Genomic DNA, 16411 nt, shown 5'->3' with positions numbered 1-16411 from the left:
TAATGAATCTTCGTGCGCTTTGCCTGACCACCGTTCTGGCATCTGGCCTGCTGCTGGGCGTTGACGGTCGGGTGGCAGCTGTCGCTGCCACAGACGCTTCTTATCCCGTGCCTAAGAAAGTCCGGTCCCCTTCTCCCGGCGATGTGCCGCCTCGCAATGCCGCAGCGAAGGACGCGGATACGAACGCAAAAGACACTCCTGACAGCCCGCCGGGCCAGCACGAAGACATCGTCGTCACCGCCGCGCGCCAGAACCGCATGTATGTCAGCAGCGGCGGTGATCTGGGCGCGCTTGGAAAGAAGAAGGGTCTGGACGTGCCCTTCAACATCCGCAGCTATAATTCCAGCCTGATCCTGAACCAGCAGTCACAGACGCTGGGCGACGTGCTGCTGAACGATCCCACCGTGCGCACCACCATGGGGTATGGCAATTACGCGCAGCTATTCCAGATCCGCGGGTTCACGCTGTATGGCGATGACGTGGCGATTGACGGCCTGTATGGCGTCACCCCACGGCAGCTTGTCTCGCCCCAGCTTTATGATTCAGTGCAGGTGCTCAACGGCGCCAGTGCATTCCTCAATGGCGCGGCCCCCGGTGGTTCGGCCGTTGGTGGCAACGTCAACCTGATCCCCAAACGGGCGGCGGCGACGGATATCACGCGCATTACAGGCGATTACACCAGCAGCGGACAGGGCGGTGGCGCATTTGACGTAAGCCGCCGGTTTGGCAAGGACCACGCTTTCGGTTTCCGTTTCAATGCAGCCGGTATGGATGGGGAGACGGCGATCAAGGGCGAGCGGCGCGACGATGTGGCCCTTGGCGTGGCCTTTGACTGGCATAATGACGACACGCGCATCGACATGAACATGAATTACCAGAAGCAGCAGGTCTTTGGCGGGCGCAGCGCAATCATCGTCTCCAGTCTGGCAACCGGCATGCCCGCGCCGAAAGCCACGTCCCCTTCCGAAAACTGGGGCCAGCGCGGGGCCTATACCGACCTGAGCTACCTGTTCGGCACGCTGAACATCGAACATGATTTTGGCAGCCACATCACCGCGTATGGCAAATTCGGCGCGCAGGGCGGTAATGAGATGGGCAATTACGCGACCACCACGCTGACCAATTCCCGCACCGGGGCTGGCACCGTGGGCGCGATGGCAGATGCGTATAACGTCATGAACGAAGCCACGCAGGCCGGGATTCATGCGCATGTGTCCACCGGCCCCATCAGGCATGAAATCAACGCGGGCGGGTCAGCGATATGGGAGGAATCAGACGCCGCCTATTCCATGAGCCTCGCCTCCCAGGCAGGCAACATCTATCACCCCACCCAGTTCACCCCCTCAGAAACCTATAGCGGCGGCACGCTGGACAATCCTGGTCGCGTGGCGTGGAACAAGCTGTACAGCCTGTTCCTGTCAGACACGATGACCTTCTGGCACGACCGCATCGCGTTAACGGGCGGGTTCCGGTATCAGGATATCCTGTCGGACTCCTTTGCCTACGGCACCGGCAAGCTCAGCACCCATTACGATGCAGCGGCGTTCTCCCCGGTCATTGGCCTTGTCATCCATCCGGTCAAACATGCAGCCCTGTATTTCAACCGGATCCAGGGCCTGTCGGCGGGGCAGACGGTGGGCGCCACCTATGTCAATGCCGGGCAGGTTTTTGCGCCATACCAGAGCACCCAGTACGAGGTAGGCGCGAAATACGATGTCGGGCGGTTTGCCGCTGGCGTCGCGTTTTTCCAGACCGCCATGCCGCAGGGCATGACCGAAGCCTATGGCAATACCGGACAGGAAATTTACACGCAGGACGGCAGACAGCGGAACCGGGGCATGGAACTGACGTTCAATGGCGAGATCGTGCGCGGCCTGCGTTTTAACGGCGGGCTGACACTGATCGACGCCAAGCAGATGCATACGGCGGGCGGCGCGTATGACGGCAAGACCGTGATTGGCGTGCCGAACTATACCATCAACGGGAACCTTGAATACGACGTGCCGTTCGTAAAGGGGCTGACACTGGTTGGCCGCGTCATCAGCACCGGCAAGCAGCAGTTCAACAGCATGAATACGACGCACCTGCCTGCATGGTCACGCTTTGACCTTGGCGCGCGCTACACCTTCCTTGCGGCAAAGAAGCCGCTGACCGCACGTTTTGAGGTCGATAACATCGGCAATCAGCGCTACTGGGCCTCGGTTTACCAGAGTGATCTGGTCATGGGTGACCCTGAAACCTTCAAGTTTTCGATTAGTGCTGATCTCTGATCTAGAGGCTGTTATGCACTTTGGATGAACAGGTTGGCGGCATTTCTGAGCATGAAGCCAGCGAAGGCGATGGTGTGCATTGCGGCGAGGGTTGAGGCACCCGGTATAGCCCTGATCGGCCCATGCCAGTTCAACACTGCCATCTGTTGCCTGCTGGATAGCTTCCGCCAGCGAACCGACTTCTGCCCTGTCGTCCCGGTTTGCCGGGGTGACGTGCAGGGCCGGGATTGCTGATAAACCGCGCTCCATGGTGGCAGATCGTTCGGCATCGCACGCCATGCTATACCGTAACGGATCACATACCGCAGACCGTTGAACAGTTCTCTCAGATCATGATGGCGTTGTTCAGCATCCTCTTTCATGAGAAGGAGATATGGAACAATCAGAGACCACTCTTCGTCACTGACATCAGACGGATACGGTTTTTGGACAGTATTCATAAATCTTTACTGCACAAATTATATCAAAAATTACATAACAATCCCTAAAGCGCCGGGCTTATAGAATAACAGGCAAGTCGCTTCATCCTGCCTGACCGCACACAGCCGTATTTTTGTCGCCAGATCTGAAGTCCGTGCTTTGTGGTGACAGACCTGCATCTGGATCACGACATGATGGCGACGTTTCGGCACACAGACAGAACTACCATTGAAACAGCATTTGTGCAGGTTCTGCTTCTGGCACATGAGACGGGTCGGTTAGAGCCTGAATCAGAAAGAGGTTTGATTGATTTTCCGCAGAACTCTGCGGATATGGGCAATCATCAACCACGCGTAGGATGACAAGATTGTTGCCTCGACATCCTTCGGGAGGCGGCGGCAGCGTTCGAGCCATGCAAAGCTACGCTCCACGATACAGCGTTTGGGCAGGACGACGAAGCCTTGGCCCGATCGCTACGCCTGACGATCTCGATCGTGCATCGGCCGAGTTCAGCCAGCGCGCCACGCAACTTCTCGCCAGCATACCCGCCATCACGATCCTGAATGTCGGCGGGATGTACGATAGCCGCCACGACATGACCCAACGTGTCGGTTGTGATATGCCGCTTGCGGCCCCTGATCTTCTTGCCCGCGTCATAACCGCGTGGACCACCGTTTTCAGCAGTTTTAACCGACTGGCTGTCAATAATGCCTACCGAAGGCGTGGCGTCTCGCCCGTCCTGCTCACGCGACAGGATCACGAGAATAGGGTTCATCGCTTCCCATCGTCCCTCGCGGATCCAACGGTAGAAATAGCCCTGTACGGTCGTGAAGGCCGGAAATTGCCGGGGCAACTGCCGCCACTGGCAGCCGGTCGTGACGATATGGAGGATCGCCTCCATCACCCGGCGCAAATCCGTACGTCATGGTCTGCCCAGCCGTTTCTTCTCGGGCCTCAGCGCCCACTCCGCATCGCGAAGGTCGCCTGCATACTCCAGGTCGTCCTTTTGATACTGCGCGCGGGTGAGTTCAGTCCAGACCATCCTGATCTCATCAGGGTCTCGTAAATCCATGGATCATAACCCCATGAAATCACTCCACTCATTTTCGGTCAGACACTCAGGCAGGATCGAAATGTTCATCCGCCGCCATGATCGCACGCATCAGCACGTTTGCGCCTGCCACGATATCCTCCGGTTCGGCATATTCCGCCTCGTTATGGCTCAACCCGTCACGGCAGGGAATGAAGATCATCGCAGTCGGGCAGATCCGGGCCATATAGGCCGCATCATGTCCTGCGCCGGAAATGATGTCGCGATGGCTTAGCCCCGCCTTTGCCGCTGCATCACGCACCATGCCGATGCAGGCCAGGTCAAACGGCACGGAAGGCGAGCCCCAGCTTTCCTCGATCGACAGTTCAATGTGCGCCCTGCGTGCAATCTCGGCCGCCTGCGTGCGGAAGTCGGCTTCCATCTGGTCTATCACCGCATCATCAGGGTGGCGCAGGTCCAGCGTCATGCGCACTTCGCCCGGCACTACGTTGCGACTGCCCGGGCTTGCATCAATGATGCCGATGGTTGTCTTGGCATCCGGCCCGTGCGCCGCCGCCACATCCGCCGCCAGCACCATCAGACGGGCCGCCGCCAGCAGGGCATCGCGGCGCAGTTCCATGGGCGTGGTCCCGGCATGTGCCTCCTGACCGGTCAGGGTTACATCAAACCACCGCATGCCCTGCACGCCTGTCACGACGCCAATGGTTTTGCCCTCGTTTTCCAGCACCGGTCCCTGTTCGATATGCAGCTCGAAATAGGCGGCAAGCGGGTGCGCGCCACAGGGCTCATCGCCCTTATACCCGATTGCGAGCAGGGCATCACCCAGACGGACCCCATCACGGTCGGCAAGGCCATAGGCCTGCTCCAGCGTGAATACACCGCTAAAAACGCCTGACGCCGTCATGGCCGGGGCAAAACGCGCCCCTTCCTCATTGGTCCAGTTGGCCAGTTCAATTGAATGGCGCGGCACATATCCCGCCGCCCGGAAGGCACGCAATACCGCCAGGCCACCCAGCACGCCATAAATGCCATCATAGCGGCCGCCCGTGGGCTGGGTGTCGAGGTGGCTGCCCATCATCAGCGGCGGGAGGGTAGGATCACTCCCCTCCAGCCGCAGGAACTGGCTGCCCATGGTGTCTACCGTAATGGAACACCCAAGCGCCTCACCATGCGTGGCCAGCCAGTCACGGACAAGGCGGTCCTCCGCCGACAGGGCCAGCCGGCGGATACCGCCCCGTGGGGTCGCGCCAAAACGGGATGTGAAGGCAATGTCCTCGTTCAGGCGGGGACCATCAATCGTGATATTTGCATTCTTGTGCATCTGACTAACCTTTTTCATGGTCCTGTGCTAATGGGCGGCTCATGGCCAGCCGTATCATATCAGCCCGTATGCCCCTTGCGGTTAAGCGGCTGCGAAGGTCAGCATCCTGTCGCGCAGGGTGTCCTGCAGGGCTTCCAGCCGGGACAGGCCCTGCCAGGCGATGGCCTGGTTACGCGTGATGTATTCGGTATCGGCGGGATTGCGGCTGGCCCGCCATGAACTGATGCCCAGCGACATGACCAGCCGCGCACCCATCATGGCGGGCAGGCACGCCAGTTCCGCCCGTGTGAGCGCAACGGTCTGGCAATAGCCGGAAAGAATGGCCATGAACTGCTCCAGCGGCTGCGTGCCGCTCCCCATCATGTACGATGCGGCAATGGCCAGATCCTGCACGCGCGGGGCGCGTATCACATCGCCAAAGTCGATCACGCCCTCAATGACCTGATCGCTGCACAGGATATTATGCACATTGAAGTCGTTATGGATCACCTGCGCTGGCAGCGTCGCCATGACAGGCTGCACCTGCTGTTCGAATGCCGCCAGCACCCCGCTGGCCAGCGCCCTTTGCGCCCCGGTAGGAAAATAGCGGATGAAATTGCGCATATAGGCCGCATTGCGCAAATTCCATAAAAGCGCGTGGGACTGGGCCGGGTGGTGAAAGTCCGCCAGGGCCTGGTCCAGCCGCCCCAGCATGCCCCCGATGGAGGTGCATAACGGCACTGTGGCTGGCCGGTTGCCCAAGGGCGTGCCGGGGAGGAATGTCACCATCCGCACGATCCGCCCTTCACCCGCACCATCGCGCCATACGGCCTGCGGCACGGATGGGGCCAGCAGTTCCGGCACGGCCAGCGTCGGGTCTTTCGCCCTGAGGTAGCGCAGGACACTGTCCTGCAGGTCAAGCATTTCCGGCTGTTCGGCACAGTGGGCGATTTTCAGCACGTAATCGCCGCCCTGCGTGGTACGAAGGCGGAAATTCCTGTCGCGCTCTCCCGGCAGACGTGACACCACGCCAGTCATGCCGAACATGTCATGCGCGATCCGGGTTGCGTCCTCCACCGATATGGACCGCGATGGCTGTTCAAGCAGGATCAGCGCCGTTTCAAAATCGGTCCCGGTTTTTTCCATGCCGGTGGAAGAGACAGGCACGCCCATCGGATGCCCCCTGTTCACATATAATCCATTGATGTCACCAGACGGGTATCGAGATAGGCGTCGAGTGCCTCCGATCCGCCTTCCGAGCCATAACCGGAATCCCCAATCCCGCCAAAGGGAATTTCCGGCAGGGACAGGCCTATATGGTTGATGGTCAGCATGCCCGTGCGCACCGTATCACGCAGGCGGGCCGCGACCGCACCCGAACCGGTAAAGGCATAGGCCGCCAGCCCGTATGGCAGGCGATTGGCCTCGGCAATGGCGTCCTCCAGCGTATCAAAGGGGCAGAGCAGCGAGATCGGACCAAAGGGCTCCTCGTTCATGATACGCATGTCGGCCGTCAGCCCCGTCAGCACGGTAGGGGCATAGAAATAACCCGGCCCTGCAAGGCGGGTACCGCCAGTTTCCACTTTTGCGCCGCTGTCGCGCGCCTCATTGACCAGGGCCTCGATCGCCTCCAGCCGCCGCTGGCTGACCACGGGCCCCATCTGGGTGCCGGAGCGCTGGCCATTGCCCACCACCAGCGCCTGCATGCGCGCAACATAGGCGGACCGGAATGCCTCAAAAACTCCCTTTTCGATCAGGAACCGCGTGGGGGAGACACAGACCTGCCCGGCATTGCGGATCTTGGCTGCGGCAAGGAGGGAGACGGCACGCGTGATATCAGCATCCGCCGTGATAATGACCGGGCCATGACCGCCGAGTTCCATGGTCACCCGCTTCATGTGCGTGCCCGCAAGGGATGCCAGGATCTTGCCAACCGCCGTTGATCCCGTGAAGGTGACCTTGCGGATGATGTCATCGGCAATCAGTGTTTCCGAAATTTCGGCGGGCGTGCCGTATACCAGCCCGATCACCCCGGGGGGCACACCCGCATCGGCAAAGGCGCGGATCAGCATCGCGGGCGAGGCCGGTGTTTCCTCCGGGGCCTTGACGATGATGGAACACCCCGTGGCAAGGGCCGCGCTGACCTTGCGCACGACCTGATTTACCGGAAAATTCCACGGGCAGAATGCGGCAACCGGGCCAACCGGCGTGCGGATGACAGACTGCGTGACCCCCATGAGCCGCGCGGGTACGAGGCGCCCGTAGGCCCGCCGCCCCTCCTCTGCCATCCAGTCGATGATATCGGCGGCGGCCGCCATCTCGGCATGCGCCTCCGCCACGGGCTTGCCCTGTTCAAGCGACATGCAGGTTGCCGCTTCTTCCGCGCGTTCACGCAGCAGCACGGCGGCCCGGCGCATGATCTGGTAGCGCTGGAAGGCAGGCGTGGCGCTCCATACGGCAAAGCCGCGCCGTGCCGCTGCCAGCGCCTGCGCCAGTTCGGGCTGCCCCGCATGGGCAACCGTGCCGATCACCTGTGCGGTCGCGGGGTTGAGCACGTCAAGCGTGCGCCCATCGCTGGCCGCCTGCCATTGGCCATCAATAAACAACAGGGTATCGGGATAGGACATCATCATGTTTCTCTTGCGGAAGTATCGACACAGGCGTGGCAGGGGGCACCGTACCACAAGGGGCGCGACCGCAGCACCCATGGCACTGCGGCCGCGTGCGGATCAGCCTTTGCGCATGGCCCTGTCGAAGGCAGCCGACGGGTCGGGGCGGGCTTCCGCCAGCAGGGCTTCAAGTGTCATGCTCAGGCGCAGCACGCCGATATCATCATTGATACGCCCCCCGATCTGGATGCCCACCGGCAGGCCACAGGAAGAATATCCCGCCGGCAGCGACGAGGCGGGCTGGCCCGTCATGTTGTACAGCAGGGAGAACCCGGCCCATTCCAGCCAGTCCGGCCAGCTGTCATCAGGCACCGTAAGCCCCGCCCTGAGCGGCAGGATGGAAACGGTGGGCGAGATGACAAAGTCAACCGCTGCATGCTGGCGGGCACATTCCTGGCGGTAGGCCAGCCGCGCCATCATCGCATCAACGTAATCCCCGGTGGGGATATGCGCGCCATGATCGCCCCAGCCACGGAATTCGGGGTCGAGCAGGTCACGCTCGGCCGGGCTCAGGCGGCGCTGGGACTGCCATGCCCCCACCTGCCACAAGGTGCGATAGGTCGGGCGCCAGTCCTCCATGGGGGCCAGCGGCACCAGCACGGCCCCTGCGGCCTCGATGCGCGTGATGGCGGCACGATAGACCGCCGCCACTTCCGGATCGACCTTCATGAAGCCGAAATCTTCCGTCACCCCGATCCGCACTCCTGCCAGTGGCAGTGGCGTAACCGGGAAATCAGAGGCCGGGAGCGGGTCGGTGGTAAAGGGGTCCATCGGGTGGCGCCCTTCAATAACCGAGAACATCAGGCCCGCATCTGCCACAGTGCGGGTCATCGGGCCAAAATGCGCCATGTCGGAATAATGCGGACCAATGGGGTACATCGGCACCCGGCCAAAGGTTGCCTTAAACCCGAATATGCCGCTGAAACTGGCCGGAACACGGATGGAGCCGCCGCCATCGCTGCCCAGCGCCAGCGGGCCACACCCGGCGCTGATGGAGGCCCCGGCTCCACCACTGCTGCCCCCGGGCGTGTGATCGGTATTGTGCGGGTTGCGGGTGATGCCGGTCAGCGGGCTGTCAGTGACCGCCTTCCACCCTCCTTCGCAGGTGGTGGTGGAGGCGAACAGCACGGCACCCGCCCCGCGCAGGCGCCCGACAGAGGGGGAGTCCTGTGTTGCGGGCGGATTATGTTCGGCAAGGCGCGAACCACGGGCAAAGCGCCAGCCTTTCACCATGGCTGTATCCTTGACGGAAACCGGCACGCCTTCCAGCGCGCGCGTGGGCAGGCCAGCCATCCAGCTCCGCTCGGCCGCGACGGCGGTGGCGAGGGCGCGCTCGGGGTCAAGGCTGCAAAACGCATTCAGCACCGGCTGCACCGCCTCGGAACGGGCAATGACGTCGCGGATCACCTCTACCGGTGAGAGTTTCCGCGCTGCATACAGCGACAGAAGCTCAACAGCCGATAGTTCACATAATTCAGTCATGGAAATCATCTCTGCTTCTTGATGTGCCCCAAAGCGGGAACACGTACACCGGGGCCGATCACCATGCGCACCGCCACGGACCGGCCAGACAAACACGGATATGAAAAAAAATTACTTCAACCCCAGGAACGGAACAGCTGACACAGGAGACCACGCTGCGGGGTCATTGCACTACCGTTTCATCCTGATGCGCCAGATCATGCGGATTTGTGAAATGGCATGGGCATGTCATCATGTTTCTCCCTATGTATTCAAAACAGTTTCAGGTCAGGCCGCACCGCGCTCCATGGTCTGGCCTCTTCCCATGCGGCGCAGGCCTGCAGCACGCCCAGATCATCAAAACGGCGGCCGACAACCTGCAGGCCCACGGGCAGATTGTCCGCGCCAAAGCCACAGGGAATGCTGGCCGCCGGATTGCCCGCCCAGTTGAAGGGGTAGGAAAACTCCGCCCAGCCCAGCCAGTCCCAGTCATGTCTTGGCCATGTATCGGGCTGGAGCTGCGTGGCGGGGAAGGCCGTCACACTGACTGCGGGCGTGAGCAGGAAGTCCCATTGGGTAAAGAATTCATGGATCTCGACCGCATAGGCAAAACGCTTCTCGCGCGCGAGGGTAAATTCCTGCATCGTGCGGCCCTGCGTTTCCCTGATCATCGCCACCAGGCCGGGGTCCATCAGCGGTTCCCACTCAGGCAGGAGCGTGCATTTGGCGCTATAGGTGGCAGGCCAGAAAAAACGCGCCAGTTCCGGGCCTTTCGGCCCCCAGGCCGGAGTAACCTCCTCGACCGTGGCCCCCATGGCTTCGAACACACCAACCGCCGCTGCGACGGCTTCAGCCACATCGGGATCGACACGGGCATGGCCAAGATCGGGACTGTAGGCGATCCGGCGCCCTTTGAGGGGGGCGGACAGCATGGTCGAATAGGGCAGCGGCGCGGCCTCAAGGGAGGTATAATCCCACGGATGCGGGCCACTCATGGCCTCAAGCATCAGGGCCGCATCCTTTACCGTACGCGTGAGCGGCCCCATATGCGTTGCAAGGTCATTGTTGCTGATGGGCCAGTTCGGTATCCGGCCATGGGTCGGTTTCATGCCAAACACCCCGCAGAAATGCGCGGGCATGCGGATGGAACCGGCCCCGTCGCCACCCTGATGCAGGGGGCCATATCCGGCTGCGGCCGCGGCTCCCGCCCCGGCCGATGAGGCGCCCGCATTGTATCCCACCTTCCACGGGTTGCTGGTCACGCCGGTGAGCGGGCTCTGGCTGACCCCTTTCCAGCCGAATTCCGGTACGGTGGTCTTTCCCAGCATGACTGTCCCGGCCTCATGCAGGCGCGTGACGCACGGGGCATCGACGGTGGGCACATTATCCTTGCGCGACCATGAACCATAGCGCGTCGGAATGTTCGCGGTTTCCTGAAGGTCCTTGATCGTCACCGGCACGCCTTCAAGCCTGCGGGCCGTGCCCGCCCGGTAGGCTGCCTCCGCTTGGCGGGCGCTGTCCATGGCGTGCCTGGCGGTCACCTCGACCATGGCGTTGATTTTTGTTTCCGTGGCTTCAATATGACGCAGGACTGCGGCCACCACCTCAACGGGGGAAAGACGGCCACTCTCGTAATGCGCCGTCAGCTCTGCGGCGGACATGAAGCCGATTTCTTCGTCAGACATAGCTCATTTTCCCCACCGTCAGGGCACCGGGGGCATTGTCCGCCACATGGGGGTCATGTGCCGTCATTCCGGGTGGTGCCTGCGGTCGAACATGACCCAGCACAGGCCAAGGCAACCCGATGTGAGCAGGAACCATGCGAATATCCAGACCATGAAGAAAGGTAGTCCCGCCACTTCAATCCTGACCTTGTCAATCACGGGAAAAAGCAGGTCGATCATGACCATGGGAATGACAAGTCCAATAACAAAGCTGCTTTTTGAAGGCATAGGAAGCTCGCTTTCATGTAAAGGGATGCCGGAACCGGAATGACTGGCTGTGGCAGGAGCATCACCACCCCTGCCCCATCCCGCCATGTGGCCAGATGCGCGCGGTATCAGAACCCGACCGTAAGCGCACCGGACATTGCAAAACCACCACCAATATTGTAGCCGGGCTGGCCAGCGGCGATCCACTGCCCGTTTGCCGCGCGGACACCCTTGGCCGTAGGCGTGAAGCTGGCAGCCTGGGCGTAATACAGGTTGTTGCCAATATTCATGAAATTGAGCTGGAACTGCGGCTTGTAGACCATGAATTTGTCGATACGGACATTGTGAAGCCGGTAGCCAAGCGTGATGTCGGATGTCAGGTAACCGGGAATGTCCTGGTCGTTCATGAAGGTGGTGTAGCGCTTGCCGATATAGTTCAGCCCGAAATTGCCAAAGAATGTGCCGTCATCATAGGAAAGGCCGACAGCCCCCGTGAACTCCGGTGTGTTGACCGCACGTTTGCCACGGGTATCGATATAGGTACCCTGGATCTGGAAATTGTTGTCCGTTGTGGCATGGACATAAGACCCCGAAAGATAGGGGCTGAAATGATGCCATGGCCGCAGACCAAGCTCGAGCTGGGCGCCGCGCACGGTTTCCCCACCCATGTTGATCGGCGTGGTCACGAGCGAACCACCTGCTGAATAGGCGGTCGAGTTCACATCGTGATTGGTCAGGTTATAGTTGAACAGTGACGCGGCAATATGCACCAGGCCGTTATGCCGGAAGCCGATTTCCTCGCCAATCGCGTATTCCGGCTTCAGGTTTGCCGGATGCACGTCAATGGGAGAGGGAGACTTGGCGTCATACATGTCCAGATAGGCTTCGGTCCGGTCCGGTGCGCGGAAGCTGGTGGTGCCGTTGATAAAGATCTGGTCGTGCTTCGTGATGTTGTAGCTGATGGCAACCTGGGGCAGCGGCTCCGCATAGTTGCCGCCATTCTTGCGATCGGGAATGCCGGGCAGGTCGTTCGTGGCCCATCGATTGATCATGACTTCCTTGAAGCCAGCCGTAAGTTTAAGGCGGTCATTGAGCAGAGATAGCGTATCGTCAAAATAGATGGAGACCTGCTGCTGGCGGAAAACAAGGTTCCACGGGCTGAGCGACTGACCCGCTGCATCCTTGATACTGTATCGCCCCCAGGCATTGGCGGGCAGACCATTGGGCCCTACGGCGGCATAATTGGCCGGTTCAACCATATCAAGATAGGAATACATGGACCCGATGCGGAACAGATTGTTCCTGTGCCGCCAGTCCAGATGCCCCATCAGGGCCAGCGTGTGCTGATGCTGCTCATCCACGACCTGTGTCGTATCAACCTTTGTGCCATTGGCCAGGGTTACCGCCGTTGGCAGGTTGAGCGCGCCAACATTCTGCGTGCCGAGATAGGCCTGTGAATCATTGATGTTTTCACCAAACCCGCTGTCCTTGTCCCAGTTGATGAAATAGGGCGTCAGATGCAGGTTGAGTTCATGGCCAAGGTTGAACTTCATTGGCGCCATGACCGCGATGGTTTTGTTCATCAGGCGGTTCATGCGATAATAGTTGGGGCTACCGGGGGTATAGTTCGGGCTGAGATAGAGCGCGGACGTGCCTTCCGCCTCGAACGCCGCCTTGGTTGGCGTTGCCGCACCGTTGGAGTTGATGCCGCTGGACGAATACTGTCCAAAAATCATTTCCACGGCGACCCTGTTCCCCTGCCCCCATTCCTTCACCAGCTTTGCATCGACATGGTGGCGGTTGATGGAACCCGGTGTCTGCCAGAAATTGCTGAACATGTAGGAATAGGACATGAAGGCACGGATACCCGTATGCCCGATTTCGCCAGTATCAAAACGGACGAATTCCTTCTTCATGTGATAGCTGCCGTAGCTGCTCTCGATCATGCCGCCCCGATGGCGGGAAGGATCACGCAGGGTGACATCAACAGATGAGCCGACGGCGTTATAGGAGGGGCTCGTGATATCGGGCGACCCCTGGGTGAGGGAAACCGACGACATGTTTTCGGCATCTGGTGAACTGCCGATTGAATCCGGCTGGTAATACACACCATCCACCAGCGGCACGCCATCAACCAGATACCCGATTTCGCTCTGGTTCATGCCACGCACCACAAGGGCGCGGGAGGTCAGGCCATAGGGGTCGGTGCGGGCATAGGCCACGCCCGGCATCATGGCTACAAGCGCCTGCGGCGTTGTATTGGAACTCTGCTTGGCAATAAAGTCGCGGGTCACCTCACTGCGTGCCTTCGGCACGGTCTGTACTGGCATGAGGCCACCACCAGGAGTTGTGCCGGTCACGCCATTTGGCGTGCGGATGCCGGTGCTGACGTGAATGGTTTCCCCAGCACCCCGGGCGGCAACGCCCGCAGGTCTGGTATCGGGCTGCGTCCGGGGGCCGGGATGCAGCACCCTGGCGGGTCGATTGCGGGCCGTGGCCGGAGGGGTGGCCGCTTTTGCATCGCTCTGCTCTGCCGCAATCAGGCCCGACAGGACGGTTGTAGACAACACAAGAGCACCGAAGGAACAAAATCGCATTCATATTCTCCCTGTCGTCCCGTTCGGGAAGAAACTGATGGCATAAATGGAAAGATGAAGACCGGGCAGGAACCAGATGGCCCCTGCATTCTCAATAAGATCACTGTGACGACAGTTAATTATTATCGCGTAACGTTTTCAAGAGATAAATGCAAATTATTTTAATATTTTCTGTTGTATTGGTATTTTTGCATCAATGATGCACAAACGCGCATTAATTTAAGTATTGGTATAATTTTCAGTAATGAAGGACATAAATTTATTTACGAAGGCCGGCAAGCATCCGCGCTTTCAGTAACCCCGGCTGATATCAAAAACCTGCTCCGGGCGTTCCCCGCGCTGCAGGCGCCTTATGCAGCCAATCAGATAATCGACCCGGGCACAGACCGATGCCTGGGATGCTATATGCGGGGTGACAATGACGGATGGGTGCACCCACAAGGGCGAGGTCACCGGTAGCGGTTCATGCTGAAAAACATCCAGAACAGCGGCTGACAGCACGCCATCATCAAGTGCCGATAAAAGATCGCTTTCAACAACATGCTCCCCGCGCCCGACATTGATGAACGCCCCTCCGGGCCGGAGCGCGCGCAGCACCCGGGCATTGATGATGTTGCGGGTCTCGGGAGTATTGGGCAGCAGGCAGATGAGGATATCGGTCCCGGCCAGAAATGGTTCCAGCCCGGCCGCCCCGTCAAAAGTCCTGACACCCTCGATCACCTTGGGCGAGCGCGACCATCCCTGCACGACAAAGCCACACCGGCTGAGATGCCCGGCCGCGTAACGGCCAAGCTGCCCAAGCCCCATGATGCCCACCACACAGTCCGAAGTCGAACGCGTGACGACCGTGCGTTTCCACACCCGCTCGTTCTGTTGCAACGCCCACCCCCGCGCACCACGGATTACGCTGATACAGGCCCATAACAGGTAATCCGCCATCAGGCGCCCGGTTTCCTCCCCCGCCATGCGGATAAGGGGCAGATGGGCGGGCCAGTCGGGATCGCGCGCCACAATATGATCAACCCCGGCAGACAGGCTGAAAACTGCCCTGAGGGCCGACAGGCGCGCCAGATCGCCTATGGGGGGTATCCATACCAGCGCGTAATCAATCCTGTCGGGCGCCCGCAGGGCCGCCGCCCAGTCCACCACATCGATATCAGGCGCCCGTTCGGCAAACGCTTCCTTTACCAGCCTGAAATAGTCAGCATCGTCTTCAACATAAACGGCGATGGAAACCATTCCATGCCTCCATTACAAATATATTACTTTGTTTATGGCTTATATTATCCAGTTTATATGGATAATATAAGCCTGATTCATAATCATTCAGTGAAACTGGCCGGAGCCGATCTCGCGTTCCATCTGCGCAAGAACTTCCGCTACGCCATCAAAGATCATATCGACCTGCTCGCGCGTGATGATCAAGGGCGGCGAAAATGCCAGCGTATCGCCCATGGCACGGGCAATGACGCCTTTGTTCTGGAGCAGCCCGAAAGCATATTTTGCCAGTTGCCCGACCTGTAGCGACGAGGAGCGCGTGGCCTTGTCCGTAACCAGCTCCAGAGCCCCGATCAGCCCCACGCCACGCGCCTCACCCACTAGCGTGGAGGAGGCGCCCAGCGCACGCAGCCGCGCCTGGAAATGCACGCTGACATCACTGACATGCGCCATGAGGTCGCGCTCTTCCATGATGTTCAGCACCTCGATCGCCACGGCAGCGGCCGTCGGGTTGCCGCCATTGGTAAAGCCATGAGCAAAGGCGCCGATGGCGTGCGACTCATCGGCAATCGGTTCAAACACCATGTCATTCATGAGAATGGCGGAAATAGGCAGATAGGACGATGAAAGCTGCTTGGACAGGATCATCATGTCGGGCTGGATATCAAAGGTCTGGCTGCCAAACATGCGCCCGGTCCGGCCAAACCCGCAGATGACCTCATCCGCGACAAGGATGATGCCGTATTTTTTCAGTACGGGCTGCAGTTTTTCCCAGTAGCCCTGCGGGGGAACGATCACCCCGCCTGCCCCCATCACGGGTTCGGCGAAGAAGGCGGCAATGGTCTGTGGCCCTTCGGCCAGGATAAGCGCCTCGATCTCGTTCACCAGCCGTGTCGAGAAGGCCTCCTCGCTCTCGCCCTCCTGGCCTTCGCGGTAGTAATGCGGCGCGGTCACATGCAGGAAGCCGGGCAGCGGCAGGTCAAAGGACTGGTGATCGACAGGAATGCCGGTGAGGCTGGCAGAGGCAATCGTGATGCCATGGTAGCCCCGCCTGCGGCTGATGATCTTCTTGCGCTTTGTCTCTCCAAGTGCATTGGAGCGGTACCAGATCATCTTGATCGCCGTATCATTGGCTTCCGACCCGGAATTGGTAAAGAACGCCTTGCTCATCGGCACGGGCGCCATCTCTACGAGGCGGGCAGCCAGTTCTATCTGCGGCGCATGCGATTTTCCGGTGAAGGTATGATAGTAAGGCAGCTTCTCCATCTGGCGGACAGCCGCATCGATCAGCCTGCGTTCACTGAATCCAAGGCCGACACTCCACAGCCCGGCAACCGCCTCAAGGTATTTTTTGCCAGTATTATCATAAACAAAGACGCCTTCGCCCCGATCGATCACCATCCCGCCACCCTGCAGGTTGGCCCGTGCATCCGTAAAGGGATGCATCAGGTAACGGGCATCGGTCATTTCCAGGGTATCAGCTTCGTCAGACAT

Annotated in this window: 10 protein-coding genes and 2 pseudogenes; 1 reads left to right on the top strand and 11 read right to left on the bottom strand. The window is 60.0% G+C overall.

Annotated features, from left to right (window positions below; all coding sequences use genetic code 11):
- Positions 1-2: 2 nt before the first annotated feature.
- Entirely contained in the window at positions 3-2270 is a 2268-nt protein-coding gene (locus CDI09_RS06965; protein WP_078527289.1) for a TonB-dependent receptor, read from the top strand.
- Positions 2271-2369: 99 nt separating this feature from the next.
- Here the strand turns inward: CDI09_RS06965 and CDI09_RS06960 are convergent.
- The 11 genes and pseudogenes from CDI09_RS06960 to CDI09_RS06910 all read right to left on the bottom strand — a co-directional run.
- Positions 2370-2710: pseudogene (locus CDI09_RS06960) on the bottom strand (transposase); the annotation flags it as partial.
- Between the two features lie 270 nt (positions 2711-2980).
- Positions 2981-3732: pseudogene (locus CDI09_RS06955) on the bottom strand (IS5 family transposase).
- 76 nt (positions 3733-3808) lie between these two features.
- A complete protein-coding gene (locus CDI09_RS06950) occupies positions 3809-5062 on the bottom strand; it encodes a M20 family metallo-hydrolase (RefSeq protein WP_110571223.1) in 1254 nt (417 codons plus the stop codon).
- Positions 5063-5143: 81 nt separating this feature from the next.
- On the bottom strand, positions 5144-6214 hold the full coding sequence (locus CDI09_RS06945) for a phosphotransferase (RefSeq protein WP_078527285.1): 1071 nt from the start codon (positions 6212-6214) through the stop codon (positions 5144-5146).
- Positions 6215-6228: 14 nt separating this feature from the next.
- Entirely contained in the window at positions 6229-7671 is a 1443-nt protein-coding gene (locus CDI09_RS06940; protein WP_167370263.1) for an NAD-dependent succinate-semialdehyde dehydrogenase, read from the bottom strand.
- A gap of 99 nt (positions 7672-7770) precedes the next feature.
- A complete protein-coding gene (locus tag CDI09_RS06935) occupies positions 7771-9192 on the bottom strand; it encodes an amidase family protein (RefSeq protein WP_078528193.1) in 1422 nt (473 codons plus the stop codon).
- A 251-nt stretch (positions 9193-9443) separates the two neighbouring features.
- Positions 9444-10856, bottom strand: coding sequence for an amidase family protein (locus CDI09_RS06930; RefSeq protein ID WP_078527283.1), 1413 nt, complete (start codon positions 10854-10856; stop codon positions 9444-9446).
- A 63-nt stretch (positions 10857-10919) separates the two neighbouring features.
- Positions 10920-11123 carry a DUF3311 domain-containing protein gene (locus tag CDI09_RS06925; protein ID WP_078527281.1) on the bottom strand — a complete coding sequence of 68 codons (204 nt, stop codon included), beginning with the start codon at positions 11121-11123 and terminating at the stop codon, positions 10920-10922.
- 107 nt (positions 11124-11230) lie between these two features.
- A complete protein-coding gene (locus tag CDI09_RS06920) occupies positions 11231-13699 on the bottom strand; it encodes a TonB-dependent receptor (protein WP_078527280.1) in 2469 nt (822 codons plus the stop codon).
- 291 nt (positions 13700-13990) lie between these two features.
- The gene (locus CDI09_RS06915; protein ID WP_078527279.1) at positions 13991-14938 is read right to left on the bottom strand and encodes a 2-hydroxyacid dehydrogenase; all 948 of its coding nucleotides are present in this window, start codon (positions 14936-14938) and stop codon (positions 13991-13993) included.
- 87 nt (positions 14939-15025) lie between these two features.
- The gene (locus CDI09_RS06910) at positions 15026-16411 is read right to left on the bottom strand and encodes an aspartate aminotransferase family protein (protein WP_078528190.1); all 1386 of its coding nucleotides are present in this window, start codon (positions 16409-16411) and stop codon (positions 15026-15028) included.

The sequence above is a fragment of the Komagataeibacter nataicola genome, from assembly GCF_003207795.1.
Lineage (GTDB): Bacteria > Pseudomonadota > Alphaproteobacteria > Acetobacterales > Acetobacteraceae > Komagataeibacter > Komagataeibacter nataicola.
The sequence above is the reverse complement of the archived record's forward strand: the minus strand, read 5'-3'. Positions and strand labels throughout refer to the sequence as shown.

Excerpts from the sequence above, each read along its gene's own strand:
- CDI09_RS06965 (WP_078527289.1), top strand. The coding sequence starts at position 3 with ATGAATCTTCGTGCGCTTTGCCTGACCACCGTTCTGGCATCTGGCCTG.
- CDI09_RS06950 (WP_110571223.1), bottom strand. The coding sequence starts at position 5,062 with ATGCACAAGAATGCAAATATCACGATTGATGGTCCCCGCCTGAACGAG.
- CDI09_RS06945 (WP_078527285.1), bottom strand. The coding sequence starts at position 6,214 with ATGGGCGTGCCTGTCTCTTCCACCGGCATGGAAAAAACCGGGACCGAT.
- CDI09_RS06940 (WP_167370263.1), bottom strand. The coding sequence starts at position 7,671 with ATGATGTCCTATCCCGATACCCTGTTGTTTATTGATGGCCAATGGCAG.
- CDI09_RS06935 (WP_078528193.1), bottom strand. The coding sequence starts at position 9,192 with ATGACTGAATTATGTGAACTATCGGCTGTTGAGCTTCTGTCGCTGTAT.
- CDI09_RS06930 (WP_078527283.1), bottom strand. The coding sequence starts at position 10,856 with ATGTCTGACGAAGAAATCGGCTTCATGTCCGCCGCAGAGCTGACGGCG.
- CDI09_RS06925 (WP_078527281.1), bottom strand. The coding sequence starts at position 11,123 with ATGCCTTCAAAAAGCAGCTTTGTTATTGGACTTGTCATTCCCATGGTC.
- CDI09_RS06920 (WP_078527280.1), bottom strand. The coding sequence starts at position 13,699 with ATGCGATTTTGTTCCTTCGGTGCTCTTGTGTTGTCTACAACCGTCCTG.
- CDI09_RS06915 (WP_078527279.1), bottom strand. The coding sequence starts at position 14,938 with ATGGTTTCCATCGCCGTTTATGTTGAAGACGATGCTGACTATTTCAGG.
- CDI09_RS06910 (WP_078528190.1), bottom strand. The coding sequence starts at position 16,411 with ATGTCTGACGAAGCTGATACCCTGGAAATGACCGATGCCCGTTACCTG.